Source organism: Nocardiopsis alborubida (assembly GCF_012396365.1).
In the GTDB taxonomy this organism is placed as follows: Bacteria; Actinomycetota; Actinomycetes; order Streptosporangiales; family Streptosporangiaceae; genus Nocardiopsis; species Nocardiopsis alborubida.
Genome location: NZ_JAAXPG010000006.1, coordinates 168,313 through 194,604 on the forward strand (window position 1 = coordinate 168,313; position 26,292 = coordinate 194,604).

A 26,292-nucleotide genomic window follows, 5' to 3' on the forward strand; every position below is an offset into this window, starting at 1 on the left:
CACCGGTCAGATGCGGATCGTGGTCGAGCGCACGATCTCGAACACCGGGTGGCGGTCGGCCTCGGCCGCGAACGCCTCCTCGGGGGCGTCCGGCGGCGTCTCGAAGTACAGGCCCACCACTGCGGAGCGCGGGTGGTCCAGGTACTCCTTGAGCAGCGGGGCGGCTTCCTCGGCCCCCAGTTCGCGCACGCTGATCAACTCGATCCAGCCGCCCTGGCGCAGCGTCGCGAAGCCGTCCCCGCGCAGGTTGCGGACCCAGTCCACCTCCCCGTAGGGGGAGACCAGGAACCGGCCGCGGTCGCTGTCCAGCACACTGAGCGGGATGGTGCGCAGGAAGCCCGACTTGCGCCCACGCGTGGTGAGCAGGTGCAACTCGGGCAGGCACACCCCGTACTTGACGAAGCCGCTGACGACGGCGTTGGCGGTCCGCCGCAGCCCCGTCATCTCGAACCGCTTCGTCGGCTCGTTCCCCATCTCGGCAACTCCCTCGCTCGGCTGCTCCCCATTCTGGTGGCTGCGCGCACCCGGCGGCACCGGGGGAGGCGCACATCCCGCGGTGAGTCCCCCTGACCGGCCCGGACACGGACCGAAGCGGGGCGTCCGCAGGGGCGCGGTCAGCGGAAGGCGGAGATCCCCGTCACCGACTGGCCGATGCTGAGCGCGTGGATCTCCTCGGTGCCCTCGTAGGTGGCGACCGTCTCCAGGTTCACCATGTGCCGCATCACCGGGTACTCCAGGGTGATGCCGTTGGCGCCGTGCACCGAGCGCGCCGCCGCCGCCACCCGCTGGGCGGCCGCCACGCACGAGAGCTTGCCGAAGCTCACATGGTTGTGGTGGCACCGGCCCTCGTCCTTCAGGCGCCCGATCCGCAGCGCGGTCATGGCCGCCTGGTTGACGTCCACCACCATGTCGGCGAGCTTGCGCTGGGTCAGCTGGAACCCGGCGATCGGCCGACCGAACTGCTCACGGCTCAGCGCGTACTCCAGGGCCGCCTCGTAGCAGGCGCGCGCGGCGCCGGCCGCGCCCCACACGATGCCGTAGCGGGCCTCGTTCAGGCACGACAGCGGCGAGCCCAGGCCGCGGGACCCGGGCAGGACCGCGTCTGCGGGCAGCCGCACGCCCTCCAGCACGAGTTCGGAGGTGATGGACGCGCGCAGCGACAGCTTGCGGTGGATGACGTTGGCCGAGAACCCGGGCGTGCCGGCGGGCACCACGAACCCGCGCACACCCTCGTCGGTGGCGGCCCACACCACGGCCACGTCGGCGACCGAGCCGTTGGTGATCCACATCTTGGTGCCGTCGAGCACCCAGTCCGTCCCGTCCCTGCGGGCGCGGGTGCGCATCGAACCCGGGTCGGAGCCGGAGTCGGGCTCGGTCAGGCCGAAGCAGCCGATCGCCTCACCGGCGGCCATGCGCGGCAGCCACTCCTCCTTCTGCTCCTCGGAGCCGAACTTGTGGATGGCCGCCATCGCCAGCGAGCCCTGCACCGACACGAAGCTGCGCAGGCCCGAGTCCACGGCCTCCAGCTCGCGGCAGGCCACGCCGTAGGCGACCGCGCTGGAGCCGCCGCAGCCGTACCCCTCCAGGTGCATGCCCAGCACCCCGAGGGCTCCGAAGGCCCTGGCCAGCCCGCGCGGGTCGGGCAGGGTTCCCGCGTCGAACCACTCGGCCACGTTCGGCGCCAGCTCGCGCGCGGCGAAGCCGCGCACGGCGTCGCGGACGTCGCGCTCGGTGTCGGACAGGTCGGCGTCCACGGCCAGGAAGTCGTGCGGGTCCGGGGCGGCGGGCCTGCGGGAGTCGCTCATGGTGGGGTGTCCCTTCGTGGTGCTGACGGCCGGTGCGGCCGTGCGGATCCGGTGCGTGACCCGCTGGGGTGTCAGGGCGGGTCGGGCTGCTGGACGGCTCCGCGCGCGACCATCGCGTCCACTCTGGCCCCATCGACGCCGAGTTCGGCCAGGATCCGCCGGGAGTGCTGCCCCAGCAGCGGCGGCGCGGTGAGCGGTGGCGGCGTGCCCTCCAGGCGGAACCCCGCGCGGACCTGTTCGAGCAGGCCTGCGGTGGGGTGCTTCACGGTGCGCAGGACGTCGTCGCCGCTGGCGTCGGCGGTGCGCAGCGCGTCGAGTACCCCGCGCACCCGCCCCACCGGCACCCCGGCCCCCACCAGCAGTTCCATCCAGTGGTCGGCGGGCCGGGAGCGAAGGGTCGCCGACAGTTCGCCGACCAGCTCCTCCCGGTGCGCCACCCGGCCGGGGTTGGTGGCGTAGCGCGGGTCCGCGCCCAGGTCGGGGCGGTCCAGGGCCGCGCACAGCCGCTGGTACAGGGCGTCGTTCCCGGCGGCGACGACGATCTCGGCGTCCGCCGTCGGAAAGGCCTGGTAGGGCACGATCGTGGTGTGCGCGTTGCCGACCCGGGCGGGTTCGGTCCCCGTCACCAGCGCCTGCTGGGTGAGGTTGACCAGCCCGGAGAGGGTGGAGTTGATCAGCGACACGCTGATGTTCTCCCCGCGCCCGGTGACGCGGGCCCGCATGAGCGCGCCCAGGACGCCCACGGCGGCGTTGAGCCCGGTGAGCACGTCGGTCAGGGCCACACCCACCTTGCTCGCCGGCCCCTCCGCGGGTCCGGTGGTGGCCATGAGACCGCTCTCGGCCTGCACCACGATGTCGAAGCCGGGGCGCGTCGCGGGCTCGTGTTCGGGGCCGAAGCCGCTCACCGAGCAGTACACGACGGCCGGATTGCGGGCGCTGACGGCCTCGTAGCCGAGCCCGAGCCGGTCGATCACCCCGGGCCGGAAGTTCTGGATGACCACGTCGGAGGCCGCGCACAGCTCCTGGACCGCGGCCAGGCCCTCGGGGTCCTTCAGGTCCACGGCCAGGCTGCGCTTGTTGCGGTTCACCGACAGGAAGTAGGCGGCCTCCCCGTGCCCCCCGGGTCCGGACTCCCCGGCCCAGGGCGGCCCCCAGGAGCGCGTGTCGTCGCCGCGTCCGGGCTGTTCCACCTTGACCACCTCGGCGCCCATGTCGGCGAGCAGCATGGTGGCGTAGGGGCCCGCCAGCACGCGGGACAGGTCGGCGACGCGTACGCCCGCCAGCGGCAGCGGCGCGGTCCGGGGCCCGGCTCCGGTCTCGGCCCCGTTTCGGGTTCCGGCTTCGGGGCGGGCCCCGTTCCCGGAAAGGTCGTCGGTCACGACAGCGCCTCCTGCCCGTCCCCGGGGCCTCCGGGCAACTGGTCGCCCTCCCGCAGCTGGCCGTAGGTCTCCAGACAGCGGCGGAGGGCGGTGGTCAGCGCGGCGCCGGACTGGCCCGCGTAGCGGGTCTGCACCCGCCGCACCAGCTCGGCGACGTCCTCGGTCACCGACTCCCCCTCGACCAGGGCTCGGAAGAAGTCCCGGGCGAGCTCGGTGAGCAGGGTGGTGTCCGCGGCGACGACGCGCCCGTCGGCGGTGTCCACGGCCAGCACGACCCCGAGCCGCTGGTACTGGGAGTGGCTCGCCACCGAGTCGGGGAGGCGGGCGTAGCCGGACACCAGGACGACCCTGGGGTTGCGCAGGACCTGTTGGATACGGTCGTCGCCGTACAAGGTGGACACCTCTCGCTCACGGGCACGCGAAAACTCCGATGCTCTGGAGTCTCGCGCCTGGAGGGCGGCCGGGGGAAACCGGACACCCGCGGCGTGAGGGCAGGCAGGCACAAGTATGTCCCCACCGCGCGCGCCGCTGTCAAGCGGGGCGGTGGTCCGGGCCACATCCCGCCCCCCTGCCGCGCGCCGGACGGCTGTGTTAGTCTGCCTCGCAGGTCACGAGTACCAGCGTCAAGCCCCGGCTAGCTGGTCGGCAACCCTCCTACCGCGGTGGGGTGCCCCGGGTGAGGACCAGGTCCCGACACGACCGTGTCGGACAAGCGCGGACCCCTGAGGCGTTGCCGGAGTGACATCTCCGCGGGTCCCACGACCCGTAGGAGGGGTGTCTTCATGACCACTGCCGTTTCCGTTCACACCGCCCGTCGCGCCGCGCACCCGGCCGACACCGCCGCGTGCACCGTCGTCACCTCCGACGAGGGCGTCCCCCTGGTCACCGGCGAACGCGTCGAGTACGCCAACTTCGACTACGCGGCCAGCGCCCCGTGTCTGACCCCGGTGGCCGATGCCCTGTCCGCGGCGCTGCCCTACTACGCCAGCGTGCACCGCGGCGCGGGCCACCACTCCCAGGTCAGCACCGACGCCTACGAGCGCGCCCGCCGCAGCGTCGCCCGCTTCGTGGGCGTGCGCTCGCGGCCCGACGACGCCGTCGTGTTCGTGCGCGGCACCACCGACGCCCTCAACCTGCTGGCCCGCTCGGTGCCCGAGGGCTGCACGGTGGTCGTGTTCGAGTCCGAGCACCACGCCAGCCTGCTGCCCTGGGAGCACCCCGCCGCCCGGGCCGGACGGGTGGTGCGCCTGCCGCTGCCCGCCTCCCCGCAGGAGGCGGTGGAGGCCGCGCGCTCCGCGCTGCGCCGGGCCCCCGAGGGCCCGCGCCTGCTGTGCGTGACCGCCGCCTCCAACGTCACCGGCGAGATCTGGCCGGTGGAGGAACTGGTGGAGGCCGCCCACGCCGAGGACGCGCGCGTGGTCGTGGACGCCGCCCAGTACGTGCCGCACCTGCCCTTCAGCCTGGAGGCGACCGGCGCCGACTACGTCGCCCTGTCCGCCCACAAGCTCTACGCCCCCTTCGGTTCCGGGGTGCTGGCCGGACGCGCCGACTGGCTGCGCGAGGCCACGCCCTACCTGTCCGGCGGCGGGGCCACACGGCTGGTCACCGAGCACGACGTGGTGTGGAACGACCTGCCCGCGCGGCACGAGGCGGGCAGCCCCAACGTGCTGGGCGCCGTGGCGCTGGCCGCCGCCTGCGACGCCCTCGCCCCCGCCGTCCAGGAACTCCTGCACGTCCGCGAGTCGGCGCTGCTGGAGCGGCTGCGCGCGGGGCTGGCCGGGATCGACGGCGTCACCGAGCTGACCCTGTGGGGCGGGGAGCACCCGCGGGTGGGCATCGTGTCGTTCACCGTGGACGGCCTGCCCGCCGACCTGCTGGCCGCGGCCCTGTCCGCCGAGTACGGGATCGGGGTGCGCGACGGCCTGTTCTGCGCCCATCCGCTCACCCGGCACCTGCTGCCCCGGGGGCACAGCCAGGCGGTGCGGGCGAGCCTGGGGGTGGGCACCACGCGGGAGCACGTGGACCGCCTCGTCGGCGCGGTCGCCGAACTCGTGGCCCGCGGACCGCGCTGGAAGTACGCCGACTGCGACGGCCGCCTCGCCCCGGTGCCCGACCCCGCGCGGGTGCTCTGACGGGCGCCGCGGACGGAGCCGTCCCGCCGGACCCTGCGGCGGTGCGGCACAGCGCGCTCAGCGTGACGGCGGGAGCGCGTGCGGCGGCTGGTCAGAAGGGTTCGGGCCAGCGCTGCTACAGCTGGCTGTAGCAGGGGTCGGCGGGTGGGCGGGATGTTTCGGCGGGCCGCGCCTGCGTAGCGTCGTAGACGACACGGCGGGCGGTACACCGGCCGTGTCCAGCCACCCACCGAACCCAGGGAGCAGCCGTGCCCGACGACCCCTACCGCATCGACGCTCCGACCGCCGGAGCCCCGTCGCCCTCCGTTCCGCAGCCGCTTCCCGCGCCCTCCCGACCCCGGCGCACCCCCGCCCGCAGGGCCCTCCTGGCCCTGCTCGGCGTCGTCTTCGCCGGGTCCGCCGTGGCCAACGGAACCCTGTCCCTGCTCGGCCACACGCTGGTCGGGTCGGCCTTCGGACTCACCGCGCTGGTCTCGCTCATCGCGCTGATCGTCCTGGCCCGCCGGGGGGACCGGTGAGCGGCGCGAACCCGGCGGCCACCGCCCCGGACTTTACCGCGCCGGGCTCCACCGGTCCGGACGCCGACGGCGAGGCCGTCCGGCTCACCGACGTCCACCGCGTCTACTCCGACGGCGAGGGAGCCGTCTCGGCGCTGGCCGGGGTGTCGCTGCGGGTTCCCCGCGGGTTGTTCCTCGCCGTCATGGGGCCGTCCGGGTCGGGCAAGAGCACCCTGCTCAACTGCGCGTCCGGCATGGACCGCCCCACCTCGGGCTCGGTGGTGGTCGGCGGCACCGACATCAGCACCCTGCGCGAGCCCCGGCGCACCGAGTTCCGCCGCGAGCGGGTCGGCTTCGTGTTCCAGTCCTACAACCTGGTGCCCACCCTCACCGCGGAGGAGAACATCACCCTGCCGCTGCGCCTGGCCGGTCGGACCCCCGACCAGGGCTGGCTGCGCGCGCTCGTCGGCCGGGTGGGCGTGGGGCAGCGGCTGCGCCACCGGCCCACGGAGCTCTCCGGCGGCCAGCAGCAGCGGATCGCGATCGTGCGCGCCCTGGCCTCCCGCCCCGACATCGTCTTCGCCGACGAACCCACCGGAGCGCTCGACGGCGCGACCGCCGACAGCGTCCTGGGCCTGCTGCGGGAGGTCGTGGACGAGCTCGGCCAGACCGTGGTCATGGTGACCCACGACCCCAAGGCCGCCGCCCGGGCGCACGCCACCGCGGTCATGGCCGACGGCCGCCTCGCCGACGTCCTGCACGCCCCCTCCGCGGCCGACCTGGCCGAGCGCCTGGCCTCCCTGGAGACGGCCGGGGCGGAGGCGGACCGATGACGGCGACCCCCGATCCCGTCGCGCCGGACCCCGTCGGCGGCCGCGGCCCCCTCGCGCTGAAGCTGGCGCGCGGCCGTGCCGGGGTGCTGACCGCCGTCGCCGTCGCGGTCCTGGGCGGATCGGCGTTCGTCACCGTCGGCGGCGTGCTCGCCGACACCGGAGTGCGCTCGTCGGTCCCCGCGGAACGGCTCCGGGGCGCGGACGCCGTGGTCACCGCGCCCCAGACGGTCGAGCAGGCCGAGGACCTGGACCTGCCACTGCCCGAGCGGGCCGGACTGCCCGAGGAGTTCACCGCCCGGCTGGCCGCCCTGCCCGAGGTCGGCACCGCCGTCGGCGACGTCGGGTTCCCGGCCGCCGTGCACACCGGGGACGGGGTCGTCACGGGAGCCGACCCCCGCACCACCGGCCACGGGTGGTCCTCCGCCGCGCTGCTGGAGGACGCCGCCCTGGAGGGGCAGGCCCCCCAGGGAACGCGGGAGGTGGTCCTGGACGCCGCCACGGCCGCCGCCGCCGGCGCCGGGGTCGGGGACCGGGTGCGGGTCACCGCTGCCGGAAGCACCGGCGACCACCGGCTCTCCGGAGTGCTGGACACCGGCGCCACCGTGGTCCTGTTCGCCGACGACACCGCCGCCGACCTGGCCGGGCGCACCGGAGGTCCCCGTGAGGGCACCGTGGACCTGGTGGCCCTGCGCGCCGCGCCCGACGTGTCGGAGGAGCGGCTCACCGAGGCGGTGGAGGAGGCCCTGGCGGGCGAGGACGCGCTCGTGCGGACCGGGGACCGGATCGGCGACGCCGAGTCCCCGGCCGCCGGAGCCGCGCGCGGTGTCCTGGTCGCGGTGGCCGGTTCGCTCGGCGGCGTCCTGGTGATGACCATCGGCCTGACCGTCGCCGGAGCGCTGTCGGTCTCCGTGGCCGCCCAGCGCCGCGACCTGGCGCTGCTGCGGGCCGTGGGCGCCACGCCCCGGCAGGTCCGCCGCCTGGTCGCCGTCCCCAACCTCCTCGTCACCCTGGCGGTCCTGCCCTTCGGTGTGGGCGGGGGCTACCTGCTGGCGGGGGTCGCGCTGGACTGGTTCGCCTCCCTGGGCCTCGTCCCGCCGGGCCTGCCTCCGGTGCTCGGACCGCTGCCCGCCCTGGCCACGGTCGTGCTGATGGCGCTCGCCGTGTGGCTGGCCTCGCTGGCCGCGGTCGGCCGGACCGCGGCCGCGCCGCCCACCGACGCGCTCGCCGAGTCCGTCGCCGAGCCGCGCGTTCCCGGCCGGGCGCGGACCTGGTCGGGGGCGGCGCTGCTCCTGGCCTCGGTGGGGGCTTCGGTTCCGGCGCTGGTGCTGGGCAACGAGATGGCCGCGGTCGGCCCGGCCTCGGCCAGCCTGCTCGCGGTGGTCGGGCTGGCCCTGGTCGGCCCCGCCCTGCTGAGGTCGGTGAGCGGGGCGCTCGGCCGCCGCCTGCCCGCAGCCTCCTCCGCCCTGACCTGGCTGGCGGTGCGCAACCTGCACGGCCACTCCCACCGGGTGGCGGGGGCGGTCAGCGCGCTGGCGATGCTGGTGGCCTTCGCCCTCAGCCAGGGCTACGTCAACACCACGCTGCTGACCGCGCAGGCGGAGCAGCGCGAGGACGGCGGGCTGGCCTCGAGCACGCTGACCGCGCCCGCGCTCGGCGGGCTTCCGCGGGGGCTGGCCGAGACCGTCGGGGAGGTCCCGTCCGTCGCCGCGGCCGTCACCGCCACGCCGACCGCCCTCGTGTGGACCACCGAGATGCCGTTCGAGGAGGGGGCGCTGCACCAGGAGGTACCCGCGCTGGTCCTGGGGCCGGGCGCACCGGAGGTCGTCGACGTGGGCGTCACCGAGGGCGACCTGGGCGCGCTGACCGGCGACACCGTCGCGCTGGGCGCGCAGACCGCGCGCTCCCTCGGCGCGGAGCCGGGGCAGACGGTGACGTTCCGGATGGGGGACGGGAGCGAGGTCAGCGCCGAGGTGGTCGCGCTGTACGAGCGCGAACTCGGCTTCGGCCGGGCCCTGGTCTCGCGGGACCTGGCCCGGGGGCATCTGACCGGTGACCTGGCCGCCGAACTGCGGGTGCTCGCCGAACCCGGACGGGAGTCCGAGGTCCGCGAGGCCCTCGACGGCCTGGCCTCGGCCCACCCGGGGGTGGAGGTCGCCGACGCCGCCCCGGACGCGTCCGGGGCCGGGCTCGCGGCGAACACGTTGCTCAACCTCGTGGTGCTGCTCTGCCTGGCGGGGTACGTGCTGCTCTCGGTGGCCAACCGCCTGTCCGCCCAGACACTGCGCCGCCGTGCGGAGACGGACGCGCTGCGCGCCGTGGGCATGACCCCGGCGCAGGTCCGGTCGCTGCTGCGCAGGGAGGCCGCCCTGATCGCGGTCGGCGCGGTCGTCGCCGGTGTCCTGGCCTCCGCGGTCCCGCTCGCCTTCGCGGGGATGGGGCTTCTGGGGCGTCCGTGGCCCGGCGGCCCGTTCTGGCTGCTGCCCGCGACCGTGCTGGTGGTCGCGGTGGTGTCCTGGCTGTGCGCGGAGCTCCCCGCCAGGAGGCTGACCGCCGACCGGTAGCGCGGGGGTCCTGACGGGTGCCCTCCGACGGGGGACGGTTTCCGTGGCGGAGGGCCGGGCCCCTCCACCACGGGCCAGCGTCTCGGGACGGGCGGCCGGTGGCCGGACGGGGAGCCTCCGCCACCGGACGGGGCCGTTTCCCGGGAAACGGAGGAAGGTGGTGCCTTTCGGGATCGTCCGGCCGCGTCGGAGGGCTTTTCCGAGGACGCGGCGCGGTGACCTGCTGGAATCGCGGGGGAGCGGGGTGTGACGCCCCCTCTCCGTCCGCGGGGCCGGGTTCGTTCACTAGAAACACTTGCGCCCCAGGAAGCCCTAAAGGGCGAAATAGGGCGCATAACACCCATGTGTGTGCCGAGGATCACTTTCACAGGAGGTACCATCGGGCCCTGACGGCATGGCGCGACGCTGTCCGGGCCCGACCGGCCCGCCCCGCCGAGCGTCTGCCTCCCGCGAGCGAACCGGCTGGGGGAGCGTGAACGTGACCAACGTCCGAGGGCCCAAGACAGGTCGGCTCACGGCCGTGTTCCGCGGGCGCGGGTCCGTACCCGTCCCCGGCCAGCGGTCCGGTGTGGTCGACCTCGGCTCCCGCACGGGCGAGCGTCCCGATCCGCGGCACACCGAGCACATCCGCCTGCACCAGGCCTTCCTGGGGCGTGCGGTCGACTACCTGGCCGCCGACGCGGGCGTGCGCCAGTTCGTCGACTGGGGGTGCCCGGTGCCCGGGACCGCCGAGCGGGTGCACGCCGCCGCCCCCGACGCCTCGGTCGTCCACGTCGCCCCGCACGGCGCGGCGGGCATGCTCTCCACCGCCGGGGCCTCCGTGCTCTCCGGCGACGGATCCGGCACGGAAACGCTCCTGCGCCGCCTCGGCACCTCCGGGCTCGTCGACTTCGACGAGCCCGTCGCCGTTCTGATGACCCGCCCCTTCACCGCGGACGACCCGCCCGCCGGGATCGACGGCCTGCACGCCCTCATGCGCGGGGGCGGCTACCTCGCGCTCGCCTCCCCGGCTCCCCGCGCCGCGGTGGAGCGCGCCTTCGCCCCCTTCCAGCCGATCGAACCCGGGGTGGCCGACCTGCGGTGGTGGCCCTACCCGGACGAGGACGTGCCCGACCCGGGAACCGGCGTCCTCGCCGGCCTGGGCCGCGCGCCCGGCCGCGGAGGGGGCGTCCGCGGGTGGCGGTGAACTGGACCGGAGAGGTCCTGGCGCAGCTGCGGTTCTACTGGGACTTCTCCCTGTGGCCCCGTCTGGAGGGGCTCACCGACGAGGAGTTCCACTGGATGCCGGTACCCGGCGCCTGGACCGTGCGCGAGGGGCCGGACGGGCGCCACCGGCCCGACACGGCCGTCCCCGAACCCGAACCGCCGCCGGTGACCACCATCGCCTGGCGGCTCGGGCACATCGTCGTCGAGGTCCTGGAGACCCGCGTCAACTGGCACTTCGGCGACCGCACCGCCACGCGGGAGAACGCCGACTGGCCCGCGACCGCCGCCGAGGCCCGGCAGCGGCTGCGGCACGCCTACACGGCCTGGACCGCGCACGTCCAGGAGTTGGACGAGAGCGGCCTGGCCGCGCCGGTGCGCGGCGCCGAGGCGCCCCAGTGGGAGGACTTCCCGATGGTCGCCCTCGTGCTCCACGTCAACCGGGAGGTCATCCACCACGCGGCGGAGGTGGCCGCGCTGCGCGACCTGTACCGCGCGGAGTACGGCCGCTGATCCACCCGCCCGCCGCGCAGATCAGGGCCTCCTGAGCCACACCGGGAACACTTCCGGCCGGGCACGGCTAGACCACGTGCAGCGGGTCCATCCGCACCTGGGCCAGGTGCTCGTCGCGGCGCGCGCTACGCGCCGAGGCCGCCACCTTGAGCGACCGGGACAGCGCGCCCACCCCGCTCCGGGGCACCCGCAGCAGCGCGCGCTCCGTGGGGTGGGCGCCGTCCGGGCCGACCGCCCGGTCCGCGCCCACCGGCACCGGCCCCAGGAGCTCGGTGCCCTCGGGCAGCTCGATCTGGTCGAGCAGCTCGCGCACGTGCTCGGGGGCGCCGGTGACCGAGGCCATCGCCACCGCGGGAGGGAACCCCAGCTCCCGGCGCTCGGCCAGCTCGCGCTCGGCGAAGCCCGCCGGGTCCCACCGCACGAACGACTGCACCACCGGCAGCGAGGCGTCGGCCGACACCACCACCGTGCCGCCCGGCCGCACCAGGGCCCCCGCGTTCAACCAGCGCCGCAGCGCCTCCTCCGAGGCGCGCAGGTCCATCCGGTTCAGCAGCGCCCAGCCGTCCAGCAGGACCGCCGCCGCGTACCCGTTCTCGGCCACCGGTTCGGCCCCCGGGGTGGCCACCACCAGCGACGGCGCGTCCGCCACCCGCGACAGCACGTCCTCGCGGCCCGAGGTGCGCACGGTCAGCGAGGGGAACGCGCGGCCCAGTTCCTCGGCTGTGCGGCGGGCACCCACCACCACGGCGCGCATGCGGGTGACGCCGCACTCCGGGCACGCCCACTGACCGGCGACCCGGCCGCACCAGCCGCACGAGGGCATGGCGTGCGAACCGCGCACGGCCAGCGGGCCCCGGCAGGAGTCGCAGCGCGCGGGTTCGCGGCACCCGGCGCAGGCCAGCGTGTTGAGGTAGCCCCGGCGCGGGACCTGGAAGAGCACCGGACCGGTCCGGGCGGCCTCGCGGGCCGCGCGCAAAGCCACGCTCGGCATCCGCGCCGACCGCGCCGCCTCGTCGCGGGCCAGCTCCCGGTCGTCCCCGGCCGCCCGGACCACGGGCGCGCGGCGGCGCAGGGTCGCCCGGTCGGCGGCCAGCGGGTGCGCCCATCCCGACTCCACCAGCAGCTGGGCGTCGGTGGTGCGCGTGTGCCCGCCGATCAGGGCACCGGCCCCGGCCCGGTGCGCGCGCATCGACAGCACCGTGCGCGAGTGCGGGTAGGGGGCGTGCGGGTCGGCGTGCACGTCGTCGCCGTCGTCCCACAGCACCACCAGCCCCAGGTCCCGCACGGGCGCGAACACCGCCGCGCGCGTGCCGACCACGACCCGGACCCCGCCGCGCAGCACCGAGAGCCAGCGCCGGTAGCGCTCGGCCGGTCCGAGGTCGGCGGTGAGCGCCACGTACCGGCCCTCGCCCAGGCGCTGTTCCAGGGCGTGGTCGACGGCCTGCACGTCGCGGCCGTCGGGCACGACGACCACGGTGCCGCGCCCGGCGGCCAGGGTCTCCCCGGCGGCGACCGCCACCGCGTCCGCCCAGTCGGTGCCGGGCAGGGCGTTCCACACCGCACGGGCGGGCTGACCCGCGCGCAGCGCGCGCAGGAACGCGGGGCCCTCGGGGTAGTCCGCCCAGGGGCCGGGATCCGCCCCGGCGACATCCTGTGCCGCTGCCGCGCCAGAGGGCGCGCCTGTCACGGTTGCGGACACCAGTGGGGTGTCGGCGGCGCTCGGCGCGGTGTCGGGGGGCGCCCCGGGCTGAGTGCCGTGCGGGACCGCCCCGGGGGGCTCGCCCGAGGCCGTCACGGCGGGGGCGTCGTCCGGGTCCGCTCCGGTCGCCGCGGTCCCCGGGGACAGGCCCTGCCCCGGTGCCTCCGGAGGCGCGTCGGCCTCCGCCCCGGCCCCGGTCGCCTCCGGGGGTACGTCGGATCCGGCTGCCTCCGCGTCCTTCGCGGCCTTCGCCGCCTCCTTCTCCACGCGGGCGTGGCGGGGCGGCACCGCCAGCCGCAGCACGTCGCTCAGCGTGCCCGCGTAGCGGTCGGCGACCGCGCGGGCCAGCCCCAGGATCTCGGGGGTGAGCACGGGCTCGGGGGAGACGACCGCCTCCAGGTACGCCAGCCGCCCCGAGAACTCCGAGGTCTCCACCCGCTCGGCCAGGAACCCTCCCAGCTGGCGGTTGTTGAACCGCACCTTCACCCGGCAGCCGGGCACCGCCGCCTCGTCCATGTCGGCGGGCACCCGGTAGTCGAAGTACCGGTCCAGGTGGGGCAGCGGGGTGTCCACGACCACGCGCGCGACGGGCAGCCGCTCGGCGGGCCTGCGTGGGGCCGGGCGGCGGGATCTGCTTGCCGCCCGAGCCGTGGCCTTCTCCTGCTCCGGAAGGTCGAAGAGGACCCCGTCGGGCTGACCGGGCTGCGCTGTCATCCTCTTCTGTCTACCAGAACCGTGCGACACCGCCCCGCGCACCGGGCGGCGCGGCCCGGCGCCACTGGTAGAACTGGGGAACCGACAGACCTCGGTGGAGGGGAACCCACGTTGAAGCTTGTCTTTGCCGGAACACCGCAGGTGGCGGTACCGTCCCTGCGCGCACTGATCGACTCCGGCCACGAGGTCGCCGCCGTGGTCACCCGTCCCGACGCCCGCTCCGGGCGCGGGCGGAAGGTCTCCGCCAGCCCGGTCGGCGAACTCGCCGCGAGCGAGGGCATCGAGGTCCTCAAACCCGCCAAGGCGGGCGACCCCGAGTTCCTGGAGCGGCTGGAGCGGATCGCCCCCGACTGCTGCCCCGTCGTCGCCTACGGCGCCCTGCTGCCCCAGTCCGCGCTCGACATCCCCCGCCACGGCTGGGTCAACCTGCACTTCTCCCTGCTGCCCGCCTGGCGGGGCGCCGCCCCCGTCCAGCACGCGGTCCTGCACGGCGACGACATCACCGGCGCGTCCACCTTCCAGATCGTCAAGGAACTCGACGCCGGACCCGTCTACGGCACCCTCACCGAGGCCGTGCGCCCCACCGACACCAGCGGTGAACTCCTGGAACGGCTCGCCGTCTCCGGCGCCGAACTCCTCGTGCGCACGGTCGACGGCATCGCCGCCGACCGGCTCAGCCCGGTCGAGCAGCCCGCCGACGGCGTCTCCTACGCCTCCAAACTCACCACCGAGGACGCCGAACTCGACTTCACCGCCCCCGCCCTGCGCGTGGACCGCACGGCCCGCGCCTGCACCCCCGCCCCGGGCGCCTGGACCACCTTCCGCGGCGGCCGCCTCAAGGTGGGTCCGGTCACCCCCCTCACCGACGCCGACACACCCGCGCTCGACCCCGGCCAGCTGCACGCCGACAAGAAGCGGGTCCTGGTCGGGACCGCCACCCACCCGGTCGTCCTGGGCGAGGTGCAGCCCCAGGGCAAGCGCGCCATGGCCGCGGTGGACTGGGCGCGCGGCGTGCGTCCCGGCGACGAGGACCGCCTGGGGCGCTGAGCTGCCGTAGTCTCGACCTGGCGGGTGAGCCCGCCGGTCCCGTCCCCGGTTTGTTGAGGCAGCACACGTTGAGCGAGCAGTCCCGATCCCCGTACCGCCGTCCCCGCCGCGGCGGGAAGCCCGCGCAGGGCGGCGGCCGGGGCGGGGACGGACAGTCCCCGCCCCGCGACCCCTCCCGCCGCGTCGCCTACGACGTGCTGCGCGCGGTCGGCCAGCGCGACGCCTACGCCAACCTGCTGCTGCCCGCCCTGCTCAGCGAGCGCGGCATCAGCGGCCGCGACGCGGCCCTGGCCACCGAGCTGACCTACGGGACCCTGCGCCTCCAGGGCACCTACGACGCGATCCTGGAGGCCTGCGTGGACCGCACGCTCGCCTCCGTGGACACCGAGGCGCTGCCGCTGCTGCGCCTGGGCGCCCACCAGCTGCTGTCCACCAAGATCCCCCCGCACGCCGCGGTCAGCGCCACCGTGGACCTGGCGCGCAGGGTCGTGGGCCACCACCGCGGCCGGTTCGTCAACGCCGTCCTGCGCAAGGTGTCCGCCCGTGACCTGGACGCGTGGACGGCCGTGATCGCCCCCGACCGCGCCACCGACCCCAGCGGGTACCTGTCGGTCGTGCACAGCCACCCGCGCTGGATCGTCAAGGAGCTGGCCCGGGCGCTGGGGGAGCGGTCCGCCGGCGGCCTGGTCGAGACCGAGCGCCTGCTCGCCGCGCACAACGAGCGCCCCCGGGTGACCCTCGTGGCCAAGCCGGGCCGCTCCACCGTCGCCGACCTGGTGGCCTCCGGTGCCGAGGAGGCCCGCTACTCGCCCTTCGCCGCCTACCTGCCCGAGGGTGACCCGGCGGCGATCCGGGAGGTGCACCAGAACCGGGCCGCGGTGCAGGACGAGGCCAGCCAGCTGGTCGCCCTCGCCCTGACCAGGGTGGACACCCGCGGCGACGACGCGCGCTGGCTAGACATGTGCGCGGGGCCGGGCGGCAAGGCCGGTCTGCTGGCGTCCCTGGCCGGACAGCGCGACGCCCGCCTGCTGGCCGCCGAGGTGCAGCCCGCGCGGGCCGGGCTGGTGGCCGGTGCGGTGCGCCGCTCCCCGCGTGACGCGGGCCGGGTCGTGGTCGCCGACGGCACCAGGCCCGCCTGGCGTCCGGGGGCCTTCGACCGGGTGCTGGTGGACGCGCCGTGCACGGGCCTGGGCGCGCTGCGCCGACGCCCGGAGTCGCGCTGGCGGCGCACCGAGAGGTCGGCCGCCGATCTGGCGCCGCTCCAGCACGACCTGCTGGTGAGCGCGGTCGAGGCGGTGCGCCCCGGCGGTGTGGTCGCCTACGTCACGTGCTCGCCGCACCTGGACGAGACCGACGGGATCGTGCGCCGGGTGCTCTCCGAGCGCGACGACCTCACGCTGCTGCGCGCCGCCGACTACCTGGACGGGGTGCCCGACCTCGCGGCCGGTCCGGAGGGAAGGTACGCCCAGTTCTGGCCGCACGTGCACGGGACCGACGCGATGTTCCTGGCGCTGCTGCGCAGGTCCGAGCAGGTCTGATCCCGCCCGGGGCCGTCCGCGACCCGTTCGGGGCCGTCCGCGCGGTGTTCAGGCGCCGCCGTCCGGCCGGGGCGGGGGCGCGGGCGGCATGCTCGCGCGCAGGCGCAGGGTCAGCCGCTCGCCCACCTCCCCGCTGAACGACCCGTCGTGCGCCACCCCCGCGCGGTCGGCCAGCTCCACCGCGTGCAGGCGCACGACGGCCTCCACCAGCGTGGCGTAGGCCCCGGCCGCCGACCGGGCCCGCACCCACGCGATCCCCGCCACGGCGGCCGCGACGAGCGCGGCGGGCCACCACCACACGGTCAGCGGCAGGTACAGCAGAGCCCACGCCGTCAGCCCGGTGGCGCGGGCCAGGTCCTCGCGGGCCCCGGTGACCTCCACGCGCTCCTCCTCCGGCAGGACCAGCCACAGGTGCGGCCACAGCACGGAGAGGTCCGCGCGGTGGTCGCGGGCCAGCCGCGTGCGCACGGCCCCGATCCGGTCACCGCACCAGGTGGGGCGCTCCGGCCGCTCGGGGGAGAGCCGCGCCATGCGGTCGTAGGCCTCCGCGAACGCCTCCTCCCCGCCCCCGCGCCGAGCCCGCTCGACCTCCCCGCGCAACCGGTCCCACCTCGCGCGGCGCGACCGCACCCACCGTCCGGTCCAGCCGCGCAGCGGCGGCGGCCACCGCTCCCAGTCCGCGCCCGTCCACAGGCGCTCGACCAGCCAGCCCAGGCCCCGGGCGACCAGGCCCACGGCGGTGCTCCCGGCCAGCACGGCGGCCAGCACCAGGACCTGGCCGCCGAGGGTGTCCACGCGCGGATCCGCGGCCCAGCCGGTGACCCGCTCGGCCAGGTGTCCCACGTCCCACGCCCCGGTCCAGCCGAGGGCGTACGCGGCGCTGGCGACCGCCAGGTAGAGGGCGCCGGGCAGCGCGAGGGCGCTGCCCCACCGCTCGGTGAGCCTGCGGCCCAGTTCCGCCCACAGGTCGCCCACCGCCTACCGTCCCCGCGGCGGGCGCAGGGAGGCGCCGCTGACCAGGCAGACCGGCACGTCCTCGGCCGGTGTGGGCTCCCACGTGCGCGGGCACCGGCCCTGGGGACACCCGTACAGGGCGAAGGCGGGGCGGGGCAGCCCGGCCCCGGTCACCCCCGCGCCCCCGGATCCCACCCGGTGCACGCCGTCGGCGTGGGCGGCCAGCCCGCGCCCGTCGAGGGCGACCAGGGCCTCCCGGAGCCGGGCCAGCTCCGCCGCCGCGTCCCCGCCGCCGCGTGCGGCCCCGAGCGCCGCGTCGACCAGTGCGGGTCCGCCGGGCACCCGTTCCAGCCGGTCGCGGATGTCGTGGGCGTGCTCGCAGACCACGCCCAGCTCCGTCGCGGTGTCCTCGGTCACGGATCTCCCACCCTCCAGCCGCTCCTGGTACGCGGGGCGCCCTCCACGGCAACCGGCACGGGCCCACCTCCCCGGGGTCCGTGCCCGGTGCGCGCGGGCGCCCTCTCCTCCTCCTCTCGGCCAGCCCCCATGTCCGAAAAGGGCGATTTGTGATCTACGTCGTAAAGATCCGCCGCGAAGCCGTCCCCACGTGAGGGAGAGGGAAGCCGTTTCTCCGCGTCCTCCCCGCGTCACCGCAGTTCCGGGCCCCGCACCCCGGCCACCCGACCCCGCTCACCATGGCTACACTGCACGCGTGGCCATCCAGATCTCACCCAGCATCCTGAGCGCCGACTTCGCGCACCTCGCCGACGAAGCGGCCGCCGTGTCCCCGTCCGCCGACTGGCTCCACGTCGACGTCATGGACAACCACTTCGTCCCGAACCTGACGCTCGGCCTGCCCATCGTGGAGTCCCTGCTCAAGGCCACCGACACCCCCCTGGACTGCCACCTGATGATCGAGGAGCCCGACCGCTGGGCCCCGGCGTACGCCGAGGCGGGCGCGGGCAGCGTCACCATCCACGCCAAGGCCGCCGGAGCCCCCGTGCGCACGCTGCGCGAGATCCGCCGCCTGGGCGCCCGCGCGGGCCTGGCCCTCAACCCCGCCGAGGCCGTCGAGCCCTACGCCGACCTCGTCGGCGAGATGGACATGCTCCTGCTCATGACCGTCGAACCCGGCTTCGGCGGGCAGAGGTTCCTCGACGTGGTCCTGCCCAAGATCCGCCGAGCCCGCGAGATCCTCGACAGCCGCGAAGCCTCCGTCTGGCTCCAGGTCGACGGCGGCGTCAGCGACGAGACCATCGAGCGGGCCGCCGAGGCCGGAGCCGACGTCTTCGTCGCCGGTTCGGCCGTCTACGGGGCCCAGGACCCGGCCAAGGCCGTGGAGTCCCTGCGCGCACTCGCCGCCGGGGCCTCCGCGAAGCCCTGACCCCGCCGTCACCGAACGTCCGTCCGTGCAACGATCGCGACACGGTCCCGCCCCCCGCTGGCCCCGTCCGGCGCCTCCCCCTATGCTGTGCGACTCGTAGTCGTGAATCTCGCTTGGTCGCGGCTCCGTCTTCCCCTCCGCCTCCGCGCGCGTGGGGGAGCGGCGCGGCGTGAGCGCGTTGCCAGGCGCGGACCCCCGGGAGTACGCGTTGAACGCTTGGACCGCCGAGCACCTGGCCATGGACGCGCTGTGGGAGGCGGAGACCGTCCCCATCCGCTGGCTCCAGGGCCTGGGGGACTGGCTCGCCCACCCGTTGGGCCTGGTCACCCACCTGGGCTCCCACACCCTCGTCATCCTCGCCCTCACCCTGGTCTTCTGGTGCGTCAACCCCGCTCTGGGGGCGCGCCTGTTCGTCGTGGTGGCCTCCTCCGGTGTGGTCAACCAGCTGTTCAAGTCCGTGCTCTACGGGGCCCGGCCACCCTGGTTCGACGCCCGCGTCACGGCCCACACGAGTTCGGACAGCTTCGGGATCCCCTCCGGGCACACCCAGGGCGCCACCGTCACCTGGGGCTACCTCGGGATCAGGTCCGGCCGTCGCGCCGTGCTGTGGGCGGCGGTCGCCGTCATCGCGCTCGTCTCGCTCTCGCGGGTCTACCTGGGCGCGCACTTCGTCAGCGACGTCGCGGCCGGGCTGCTGCTGGGCGCCGCACTGCTGTGGGCGGTCCTGCGCTGGGAGGAGCGCGTCACCGCCTGGTGGCTGGGCCTGGGCGCCGCCCGCTGGGCGGGCTACGCCCTGGCCGCCGCCCTGCTGCCCTGCCTGGCGGCCACCCTGTGGCAGCTGCTGGTGCGCGGCGACTGGACGGTCCCCGACGAGTGGATCGGCGCCGTACCCGCCGACCCGGCCGCCGAGACCCTCACCGGCCTGTACACGGTGGCCGGAACCCTGTTGGGCGGGCTCGTGGGCTTCACCCTGCTCGCCCGGCGCGGCTGGTACAGCGCCGCGGGCACCCTGGCCTCCCGGGCCGCCCGCTTCGTCCTCGGCGTCTCGGTGATCGTGCTGGTACAGGTGTTCGTGAGCGTGTTGTTCGGTCACCTGACCGGGCTCGCCGACGCCGCCGTGTCCTTCGCCGCCTACGGCGCGATCACCTTCTGGGCCTCCTTCCTGGCCCCGGAGGCCTTCGTCCGCAGCGGCCTGGCCACCCGCCCCGAAACCGCGTCCGAAACCCCCTGAGCGGGCGGGACGCGCGGTCGCGGCGACACGCCCGCCGGGGCCGCCCGCCCGCGCGTGCGCCGCCTCCGCCGACGGCGACGGGGCGGATGATTCGCGTCACATCGGCTGGGCGCTCCTGTTGACGAGGGGTTAGGATCCCTACCAGCAAGTTCAACACGTGCTCCGGGGTCGGTGTAATTCCGAACCGGCGGTGACAGTCCGCGACCCGGCCGAGTCCATCGGCCGGTTGAACCGGTGGAATTCCGGTACCGACGGTGAAAGTCCGGATGGGAGGCAGTACGTGTCGGGACGGCCCCTCGCCGCCCGCGTCCGCTGACGCGCGGCTTCGGTGCCGTCCTGTTCGTGGACCCTTCTCCACGCGTCCCCTCACCCCGGAGCCACCAGGCGAAGGGAAGGCAAGGACGTGTTCACCGGAATCGTCGAGGAACTCGGCGAGGTCGTCTCCATCCAGGCCGCGGGCACCACGGGTGAGGCCGCGCTGCTCACCGTCCGAGGCCCCCTGGTCAGCTCGGACGCCGGACACGGCGACTCCATCGCGGTCAACGGCGTGTGCCTGACCGTCGTCGACCGGGGCGAGGGCACCTTCACCGCCGACGTCATGAAGGAGTCGCTGGACCGCTCCAACCTCGGCGGCCTGGTCCCGGGCTCCCCCGTCAACCTCGAACGCGCCGCCCGCGCCGACGGCCGCCTGGGCGGCCACATCGTCCAGGGCCACGTCGACGGCACCGCCGCCCTGGTCTCCCGGAATCCCGGCGACAACTGGGACGTTCTGCGCTTCGGGCTGCCCGCCCACCTCTCGCCGTACGTGGTCGAGAAGGGCTCGATCACCGTCGACGGCACCAGCCTCACCGTCTCCGCGGTCAGCGAGCCCGGTGCGGAGCAGGAGTTCTTCGAGGTCAGCCTCATCCCCGAGACCCTGCGGGCGACCACCCTGGGCGGCCTGGCCACCGGCGCCACCGTGAACATCGAGGTGGACGTCATCGCCAAGTACGTCGAACGCATCACCGCCGTGGCGGCGGTCCGCCCGAGGGCGTGAGCGCCCGCGCACGGCGCGAGGGGGCGGACCCGCGAGGGCGGTCCGCCGCCCGCCACACCACCCACATCCACGACGCACCCCAGGGAGCGGACATGACCGTCACCGAGCCCACCCCGGCCACGACACCGATCGACCAGGCCGTCGTCCTCGACCCGATCGAGGAGGCCGTCGCCGAGTTCGCCGCGGGGCGGGCCATCGTGGTGGTGGACGACGAGGACCGCGAGAACGAGGGCGACATCATCTTCGCCGCCGAGCTCGCCACGCCCGAACTCCTGGCGTTCATGATCCGCCACACCTCCGGCGTGGTGTGCGTTCCCCTGGAGGGCGAGGACCTGGACCGCCTCGCCCTGCCGCTGATGACCGCGCGCAACGAGGAGAGCCTGCGCACCGCCTACACGGTCACCGTGGACGCGCGCGAGGGCGTCACCACGGGGATCTCCGCCGCCGACCGGGCCCGCACCATCCGCCTGCTGGCCGCGGAGGGCAGCAGCCCCGCCGACTTCGTGCGCCCCGGCCACGTCCTGCCGCTGCGCGCCCGCCCGGGCGGCGTGCTGGCCCGGCGCGGACACACCGAGGCCTCCGTCGACTTCGCCCGCCTGGCCGGTCTGCGCCCCGCGGGAGTGCTCGCCGAGGTCGTCAACGACGACGGCACCATGGCCCGTCTGCCGCGGCTGCGCGCGTTCGCCGACGAGCACGGCCTCAAGCTGGTCTCGGTCGAGCAGCTCGTCGCGTACCGGAAGGCCCTGGGCGAGGTGCTCACCGACGCCGAGGCCCACCCGCCGCTGGTCACCCGCGTGGTCGAGACGCGCATGCCCAACAGGTACGGCCAGTGGCGCGCGGTCGGCTACCGGGGCGCCGCCGACGGCGCCGAGCACGTCGCGCTGGTGTACGGGGACCTGGCCGACGGCACGGACGTCCTGGCGCGCCTGCACTCGGAGTGCCTCACCGGTGACGCGTTCGGCTCCCACCGCTGCGACTGCGGTGCCCAGCTGGACGCCGCCATGGCCGACATCGCCGAGGAGGGCCGCGGGGTGGTCGTCTACCTGGGCGGCCACGAGGGCCGGGGGATCGGCCTGCTGCACAAGCTGAGCGCCTACAGCCTCCAGGACGAGGGGGCGGACACCGTGGACGCCAACCTGCGCCTGGGCCTGCCCGCCGACGCGCGCGAGTTCGGCGCCGGGGCGCGGATCCTGACCGACCTGGGGGTGTCTTCGGTGCGGTTGCTGACCAACAACCCCGCCAAGGCCGAGGGTCTGGAGCACCACGGGGTGCGGGTCAAGGAGAGGGTGGCGATGCCCTCCTTCGTCACCGAGGACAACATCGACTACCTGCGCACCAAGCGTGACCGCATGGGCCACGACCTGACCGGCGTCGTCCGCTGACCCGGCCTTCCGGTGCGGCCGCCCCGCGCGGCGCTCCCCGGGTCCGAGGCCGTGCCGCCTCCGGTGGGCGGGCCCGGGCCCCGCACGATCCGTTCGTACAGAAAGCAGGAACCCATGAGTGGTGAAGGACGCCCCGACAGCAACGGTGTCGACGCCTCGGGGATGTCGGTGGGCATCGTCGTGACCCGCTGGAACGCGGACGTGGTCCAGCCGATGCTCACCAGGGCGCTGGAGGTGGTGAGGACCTCCGGTGCGGCCGAGCCCGCCGTGGTGGAGGTGGCGGGGGCGGTCGAGATCCCGGTGGTCGCCCAGGAGCTGGCCCGCAAGCACGACGCCGTGATCGCCCTGGGCGCGGTCATCCGCGGGGGCACCCCGCACTTCGACTACGTGTGCCAGTCGGTCACCCACGGCCTGACCGAGGTGGCCCTGCGCCACTCCACCCCCGTGGGCAACGGCGTGCTCACCTGTGACACCCTGGAACAGGCGCTCGACCGCGCCGGACTGCCGGGAAGCGCCGAGGACAAGGGCGCCGAGGCCGCCTTGGCCGCCCTGGACACGGCGGCGGTCCTGCGCGGGCTGCGCCGCTGATCCGGCCCGGCGGCGGTGAGCCGAGGGGCCGCGGCGGACACGGTCCAGAAGTGGAGCAGTTGGTGCGGACGAGGGAACAGCCCGTGGACGACGAGGCGTCGGGGCAGGCGGTGCTGCCCAGGACGTGGCGGCCCCGGTCGGTGCGATGGGTCGCCTACGGCCTGGCACTGCTGATCGTGGCGACCCTGGCGGTCCTGGCCGCGATCCTGCCGGGGAGCTGGGGGATCATGGACCGGGTCCTGATGGTGGGCCTGGGCCTGGCCATCGCGGCCGCCCTGCACCTGCTGGCCCGGCCGCGGCTGGTGGCCACCGAGGAGGGTGTGACGGTGGTCAACAGCATCCGCACCCACGTGCTGTCCTGGGCGGAGGTCGTGGACATGCGGATGCCCGAGGGCGAACCCTGGCCCTCGGCGGACCTGTCCGACGGTACGACCCTGGCGGTGATGGCCATCCAGAGCGCCGACGGCGAGACCGCCCGGCGCGGCCTGGAGGAGTTCCGCGCGCTGCTGCACGCGCGGGGCGAGGGACGCGAGCCCGGCCGCTCGTAGGAACCTCCGGAGGGAGCCGCCGAATTCCTGAGGATCGGTGGCTCCCGGGTGTTGTGCGGGGCACATAGTTTGGTACCGAGAGCCATCGACGGAACGTGGAAGAGGTACCGCGTGCGCGACATCCGAGCGGCCGTGTCCGACCTTTACGCGTCGGGCGAGACGTTCGCGCTGGCCACCGTGATCGACACCTACAAGAGCGCGCCCCGCGACGCCGGGGCGGCGATGCTGGTCAGCGCCTCGGGGGAGGTCGTCGGCAGTGTGTCCGGCGGCTGCGTGGAGGGAGCTGTCTACGAGGAGGCCCTGGAGGTCATCCGCACGGGAGTCCCCGTGCGCCGCACCTACGGGGTCAGCGACGACGACGCCTTCAGCGTCGGCCTGACCTGCGGCGGAACACTGCACATGTTCGTCGAGCCGATCAGCCGGACCGCCTACCCCCAGCTGGGCTCGGTGATCGGCGCGATCGACGAGCACCAGCCGGTCGCCGTGGCCACCATCGTCTCCGACCCCTCCGACCCGGGCAGGGTGGGGCGCCGCCGCGTGGTCTGGCCCGGCCACGCCGAGGGCGACCTGGGCAGCGACAGGCTGGCCGACGCCCTGGACGACGACGTGCGCGGCATGCTGGCCCAGGGCAGCACGGGCCTGCTGCGTTACGGCACCGACGGGCAGCGGCGCGGGGACGAGCTGGAGGTGTTCGTGCAGTCCTTCGCGCCCGCGCCCCGCATGCTGGTGTTCGGCGCGATCGACTTCGCGGCGGCCGTCGCCGACCTGGGCACCTATCTGGGCTACCGGGTGACGGTGTGCGACGCCCGGCCGGTGTTCGCGACGGCCAAGCGCTTCCCCACCGCCGAGGAGGTGGTGGTCAAGTGGCCGCACGTGTTCCTGGACGAGATCGCCGACCAGATCGACGAGCGCACGGCCATCTGCGTGCTCACCCACGACCCCAAGTTCGACGTGCCGGTGCTCAGTGCGGCCCTGCGCACCCGTGCCGGGTACATCGGCGCGATGGGGTCCCGGCGCACCCACGAGGACCGGATGGAGCGGCTGCGCGAGGCCGGGGTGGGGGAGGCGGAGCTGGCGCGCCTGCACTCGCCGATCGGGCTGGACCTGGGGGCGCGCACCCCGGAGGAGACGGCGGTGTCGATCGCCGCGGAGCTGGTGCAGGTCCGGTGGGGCGGCAGCGGGCGGGCCCTGCGCGAGACCAGCGGGCGGATCCACCACGAAACGCCGGGTAAACCCCTGGTTCCGGCCGGATTCGGCCACCGTGTGAAGTGAACCGAAACCCGTCCATCCCTGGAGTGCCTGGTCACGGCGGGTCCTCGGGATCGGTCGGGGAACAGGTCCGGACGGGCTGCTCCAGGTCGCCCATCCTCCGCGTCCGTGCGTGGCATCATCACGTCATGGGTACTGGGGGGCAGGAGCAGGGCAGGGAGCGGACGCGTACGGGCCCGGTGGCGGGCCTGCTGTTGGCCGCGGGTTCGGGGAGCAGACTCGGGCGTCCCAAGGCGCTGGTCGAGGTGGGCGGCGAACGCCTGGTCGACCGCGGCGTGCGCACGCTGACCGCGGGCGGCTGCGCCCCCGTCATGGTGGTGCTGGGCGCCGCCGACACCCCGGTGCGCGGCGCCCACACGGTGCACAACCCCGACTGGCGGACCGGTATGGGGTCCTCGGTGCGCGCCGGGATCGACGCCCTGCCCGACACGGTCGACGCCGTGCTGATCGCGCTGGCCGACCAGCCCCTGGTCACCCCCGAGGCGGTGCACCGCCTGGTGGAGGCGCACGAGCAGGGCGCCCGCGCCGCGGTGGCCACCTACCACGGCAACCAGCGCAACCCCGTGCTGCTGGGCCGCGAGCACTGGTCGACGGCCTACGCCATGGCCGTGCACGACGTGGGGGCGCGCCCGTTCCTGCGCGCGTACTCCCACCTGGTCACCGCCGTGGCCTGTGACGACATCGCCAGTCCTGAGGACATCGACACGGCGGAGGACCTGGAGCGGCTCAGCGACGTGCTGGGCCGGGAGCCCTCCGGCTCGGGCTGAGCCCCGTGCCGCGGGCCGCGTCGCGAACGTGGCGGGCGCTGGTGCGTCGGCGCCCGGACCCGGCTCAGGCCAGGGGCTCGGCGAGGATGCCGAACACGTGCGCGGTCGACTCCCCCGGGGCGAGCACGATCAGGTCGGTGCCGGTGGCCAGCGCGTTGGCCGGGCAGGTCATGGGCTCGGCGGCCAGGTGGGCCCGGTGGTCGTCCCCGCCGAGGGTGTCGGCGCTGAACAGCTGCAACCAGCCGAAGCTGCGGTCGCACCACAGCGACACCCGGTGCTCCGGGCCGCTCGCCCGCACCCACGCGCGCCCGTCGGCGTCCCGCTCCAGCGCGGAGAAGGCGGTGTCCAGGACGGTGTCGCCCAGTTGGCGGCCCGGCGTGCGGAAGTCGAAGTCGCCGCCGTCCACGGGGACGGGGTCTCCCACGGGCAGCATCTGCCCGTCCACCGGCTGCCGGATGCCGGCGGTGACCTCCAGTGCGAACTCGCCGCGCGCGGCCAGCGCCGACACCGGCTCGCCCAGGGTCAGGTAGGGGTGGAAGCCCAGCCCGAACGGCGCGGGGGAGCCGCCCCGGTTGCGGGCGGTGGTGGCGACCGTCAGCCCGTCGGCGGTGAGCCGGTAGGCGACGGTCATCTCCAGGGGGAAGGGGAAGCCGGGGCTGCCCTCGAAGTCCAGCCGCAGTTCGACCGCGTCCTCGGACACCGACTCCGGCGTCCACGTCCGGTCGTGGACCAGGCCGTGGATGGCCGTGCCCGTAGCCGGGTCGTTGGGTTCCGGGTGGTGCTCGTCCCCGTCGAAGCGGTAGCCGTTCTCGGTCACGCGGTTGGGCCACGGCGCCAGCACCTGGCCCTGGAAGGCCTTGGGGCCGTCCCCGTCGTAGGGCCAGACCACGTCGCGGCCGCGCCAGGTGAGTGCCCGCAGTCCCGCTCCCGTGCGGTCGACGCGCGCTCGGTACTCTCCCGAGCGCAGCTCGGTCACCTCACCCACCTGACACCTGCTTCCCCGTCGTCGCCATGCGTCCGTGTGCCGAACCGGGCGATCATAGCCCACGCGTCCTGTCGGGGGGACACAGTGGGACACGTGACGCGTGCGACGGAAGTTGTTCAGGAGTAGTGGAGGCCTCGTGCGGCGACCGCGGACACCTTCCGGCCTGGCGGTGCGCCCCGGTTCGCCGTGTCCGGTGCGAGAGGCCCCACCTGCGATGATCTTGTACT

24 protein-coding genes and 2 riboswitches are annotated in these 26,292 nt (G+C 75.3%); of the genes, 16 read left to right on the plus strand and 8 right to left on the minus strand.

Annotation, left to right across the window (positions count from 1 at the left end; translation table 11 throughout):
* Nucleotides 1–6: 6 nt before the first annotated feature.
* The 4 genes from HGB44_RS08395 to HGB44_RS08410 form a co-directional block, all read right to left on the minus strand.
* Nucleotides 7–474, minus strand: coding sequence for a nitroreductase/quinone reductase family protein (locus HGB44_RS08395; RefSeq protein ID WP_017565686.1), 468 nt, complete (start codon nucleotides 472–474; stop codon nucleotides 7–9).
* A gap of 140 nt (nucleotides 475–614) precedes the next feature.
* Nucleotides 615–1,805, minus strand: coding sequence for an acyl-CoA dehydrogenase family protein (locus HGB44_RS08400; RefSeq protein ID WP_061078437.1), 1,191 nt, complete (start codon nucleotides 1,803–1,805; stop codon nucleotides 615–617).
* Nucleotides 1,806–1,876: 71 nt separating this feature from the next.
* Complete coding sequence (locus HGB44_RS08405; RefSeq protein ID WP_061078438.1) at nucleotides 1,877–3,184, minus strand: CaiB/BaiF CoA transferase family protein; 1,308 nt, start codon at nucleotides 3,182–3,184, stop codon at nucleotides 1,877–1,879.
* Nucleotides 3,181–3,576, minus strand: coding sequence for a DUF3870 domain-containing protein (locus tag HGB44_RS08410; protein WP_061078439.1), 396 nt, complete (start codon nucleotides 3,574–3,576; stop codon nucleotides 3,181–3,183). Before HGB44_RS08410 ends, HGB44_RS08405 begins: the two co-directional genes overlap by 4 nt.
* A 214-nt stretch (nucleotides 3,577–3,790) precedes the next feature.
* Nucleotides 3,791–3,905: riboswitch (SAM riboswitch) on the plus strand.
* 61 nt (nucleotides 3,906–3,966) lie between these two features.
* On the opposite strand from HGB44_RS08410, the gene HGB44_RS08415 reads away from it, so the two are divergent.
* The 6 genes from HGB44_RS08415 (at nucleotide 3,967) to HGB44_RS08440 (ending at nucleotide 10,923) form a co-directional block, all read left to right on the plus strand.
* Nucleotides 3,967–5,316, plus strand: a complete 1,350-nt coding sequence (locus HGB44_RS08415) for an aminotransferase class V-fold PLP-dependent enzyme (RefSeq protein ID WP_061078440.1) — start codon at nucleotides 3,967–3,969, stop codon at nucleotides 5,314–5,316.
* A 248-nt stretch (nucleotides 5,317–5,564) separates the two neighbouring features.
* Nucleotides 5,565–5,834, plus strand: coding sequence for a hypothetical protein (locus tag HGB44_RS08420; protein ID WP_061078441.1), 270 nt, complete (start codon nucleotides 5,565–5,567; stop codon nucleotides 5,832–5,834).
* A complete protein-coding gene (locus HGB44_RS08425; protein WP_061078442.1) occupies nucleotides 5,831–6,646 on the plus strand; it encodes an ABC transporter ATP-binding protein in 816 nt (271 codons plus the stop codon). The genes HGB44_RS08420 and HGB44_RS08425 overlap by 4 nt, the downstream gene beginning before the upstream one ends.
* Nucleotides 6,643–9,207 (plus strand): FtsX-like permease family protein, encoded by a 2,565-nt coding sequence (locus HGB44_RS08430; RefSeq protein ID WP_061078443.1) that lies wholly within the window; start codon nucleotides 6,643–6,645, stop codon nucleotides 9,205–9,207. The genes HGB44_RS08425 and HGB44_RS08430 overlap by 4 nt, the downstream gene beginning before the upstream one ends.
* A gap of 478 nt (nucleotides 9,208–9,685) precedes the next feature.
* Nucleotides 9,686–10,393: an SAM-dependent methyltransferase gene (locus HGB44_RS08435; protein WP_231972209.1), complete on the plus strand. Its 708-nt coding sequence runs from the start codon at nucleotides 9,686–9,688 to the stop codon at nucleotides 10,391–10,393.
* Nucleotides 10,384–10,923: a DinB family protein gene (locus HGB44_RS08440; protein WP_061078445.1), complete on the plus strand. Its 540-nt coding sequence runs from the start codon at nucleotides 10,384–10,386 to the stop codon at nucleotides 10,921–10,923. The genes HGB44_RS08435 and HGB44_RS08440 overlap by 10 nt, the downstream gene beginning before the upstream one ends.
* 67 nt (nucleotides 10,924–10,990) lie before the next feature.
* Here the strand turns inward: HGB44_RS08440 and HGB44_RS08445 are convergent, their stop codons facing one another.
* Complete coding sequence (locus HGB44_RS08445) at nucleotides 10,991–13,336, minus strand: primosomal protein N' (protein WP_061078446.1); 2,346 nt, start codon at nucleotides 13,334–13,336, stop codon at nucleotides 10,991–10,993.
* Between the two features lie 111 nt (nucleotides 13,337–13,447).
* On the opposite strand from HGB44_RS08445, the gene fmt reads away from it, so the two are divergent.
* Both fmt and HGB44_RS08455 read left to right on the plus strand, forming a co-directional pair.
* Nucleotides 13,448–14,383 (plus strand): methionyl-tRNA formyltransferase, encoded by a 936-nt coding sequence (gene fmt, locus HGB44_RS08450; RefSeq protein ID WP_061078447.1) that lies wholly within the window; start codon nucleotides 13,448–13,450, stop codon nucleotides 14,381–14,383.
* Between the two features lie 68 nt (nucleotides 14,384–14,451).
* Nucleotides 14,452–15,921, plus strand: a complete 1,470-nt coding sequence (locus HGB44_RS08455) for an RsmB/NOP family class I SAM-dependent RNA methyltransferase (protein ID WP_061078448.1) — start codon at nucleotides 14,452–14,454, stop codon at nucleotides 15,919–15,921.
* Nucleotides 15,922–15,969: 48 nt separating this feature from the next.
* Here HGB44_RS08455 and HGB44_RS08460 read toward each other — a convergent pair whose 3' ends face one another.
* On the minus strand, nucleotides 15,970–16,896 hold the full coding sequence (locus HGB44_RS08460; protein WP_231972210.1) for a hypothetical protein: 927 nt from the start codon (nucleotides 16,894–16,896) through the stop codon (nucleotides 15,970–15,972).
* A 3-nt stretch (nucleotides 16,897–16,899) separates the two neighbouring features.
* Nucleotides 16,900–17,292, minus strand: a complete 393-nt coding sequence (locus HGB44_RS08465; RefSeq protein ID WP_061078449.1) for a hypothetical protein — start codon at nucleotides 17,290–17,292, stop codon at nucleotides 16,900–16,902.
* A gap of 295 nt (nucleotides 17,293–17,587) precedes the next feature.
* On the opposite strand from HGB44_RS08465, the gene rpe reads away from it, so the two are divergent.
* From rpe to HGB44_RS08505, 8 genes are all read left to right on the plus strand, one after another.
* Entirely contained in the window at nucleotides 17,588–18,259 is a 672-nt protein-coding gene (gene rpe / locus HGB44_RS08470; RefSeq protein WP_061078450.1) for a ribulose-phosphate 3-epimerase, read from the plus strand.
* A 208-nt stretch (nucleotides 18,260–18,467) separates the two neighbouring features.
* Nucleotides 18,468–19,490 carry a phosphatase PAP2 family protein gene (locus tag HGB44_RS08475; protein WP_061078451.1) on the plus strand — a complete coding sequence of 341 codons (1,023 nt, stop codon included), beginning with the start codon at nucleotides 18,468–18,470 and terminating at the stop codon, nucleotides 19,488–19,490.
* 153 nt (nucleotides 19,491–19,643) lie between these two features.
* Nucleotides 19,644–19,774: riboswitch (FMN riboswitch) on the plus strand.
* Between the two features lie 119 nt (nucleotides 19,775–19,893).
* The gene (locus HGB44_RS08480) at nucleotides 19,894–20,526 is read left to right on the plus strand and encodes a riboflavin synthase (protein WP_061078452.1); all 633 of its coding nucleotides are present in this window, start codon (nucleotides 19,894–19,896) and stop codon (nucleotides 20,524–20,526) included.
* A gap of 92 nt (nucleotides 20,527–20,618) precedes the next feature.
* The gene (locus HGB44_RS08485; protein WP_061078453.1) at nucleotides 20,619–21,908 is read left to right on the plus strand and encodes a bifunctional 3,4-dihydroxy-2-butanone-4-phosphate synthase/GTP cyclohydrolase II; all 1,290 of its coding nucleotides are present in this window, start codon (nucleotides 20,619–20,621) and stop codon (nucleotides 21,906–21,908) included.
* Between the two features lie 114 nt (nucleotides 21,909–22,022).
* On the plus strand, nucleotides 22,023–22,496 hold the full coding sequence (gene ribH / locus HGB44_RS08490; RefSeq protein ID WP_061078454.1) for a 6,7-dimethyl-8-ribityllumazine synthase: 474 nt from the start codon (nucleotides 22,023–22,025) through the stop codon (nucleotides 22,494–22,496).
* An 83-nt stretch (nucleotides 22,497–22,579) separates the two neighbouring features.
* Complete coding sequence (locus HGB44_RS08495) at nucleotides 22,580–23,044, plus strand: PH domain-containing protein (RefSeq protein ID WP_061078455.1); 465 nt, start codon at nucleotides 22,580–22,582, stop codon at nucleotides 23,042–23,044.
* Between the two features lie 111 nt (nucleotides 23,045–23,155).
* On the plus strand, nucleotides 23,156–24,316 hold the full coding sequence (locus HGB44_RS08500; RefSeq protein ID WP_061078456.1) for an XdhC family protein: 1,161 nt from the start codon (nucleotides 23,156–23,158) through the stop codon (nucleotides 24,314–24,316).
* 176 nt (nucleotides 24,317–24,492) lie between these two features.
* Nucleotides 24,493–25,080: a nucleotidyltransferase family protein gene (locus HGB44_RS08505; RefSeq protein WP_061078457.1), complete on the plus strand. Its 588-nt coding sequence runs from the start codon at nucleotides 24,493–24,495 to the stop codon at nucleotides 25,078–25,080.
* A 64-nt stretch (nucleotides 25,081–25,144) separates the two neighbouring features.
* Here HGB44_RS08505 and HGB44_RS08510 read toward each other — a convergent pair whose 3' ends face one another.
* Nucleotides 25,145–26,065 carry an aldose 1-epimerase family protein gene (locus HGB44_RS08510; protein WP_061078458.1) on the minus strand — a complete coding sequence of 307 codons (921 nt, stop codon included), beginning with the start codon at nucleotides 26,063–26,065 and terminating at the stop codon, nucleotides 25,145–25,147.
* Nucleotides 26,066–26,292: the final 227 nt, after the last annotated feature.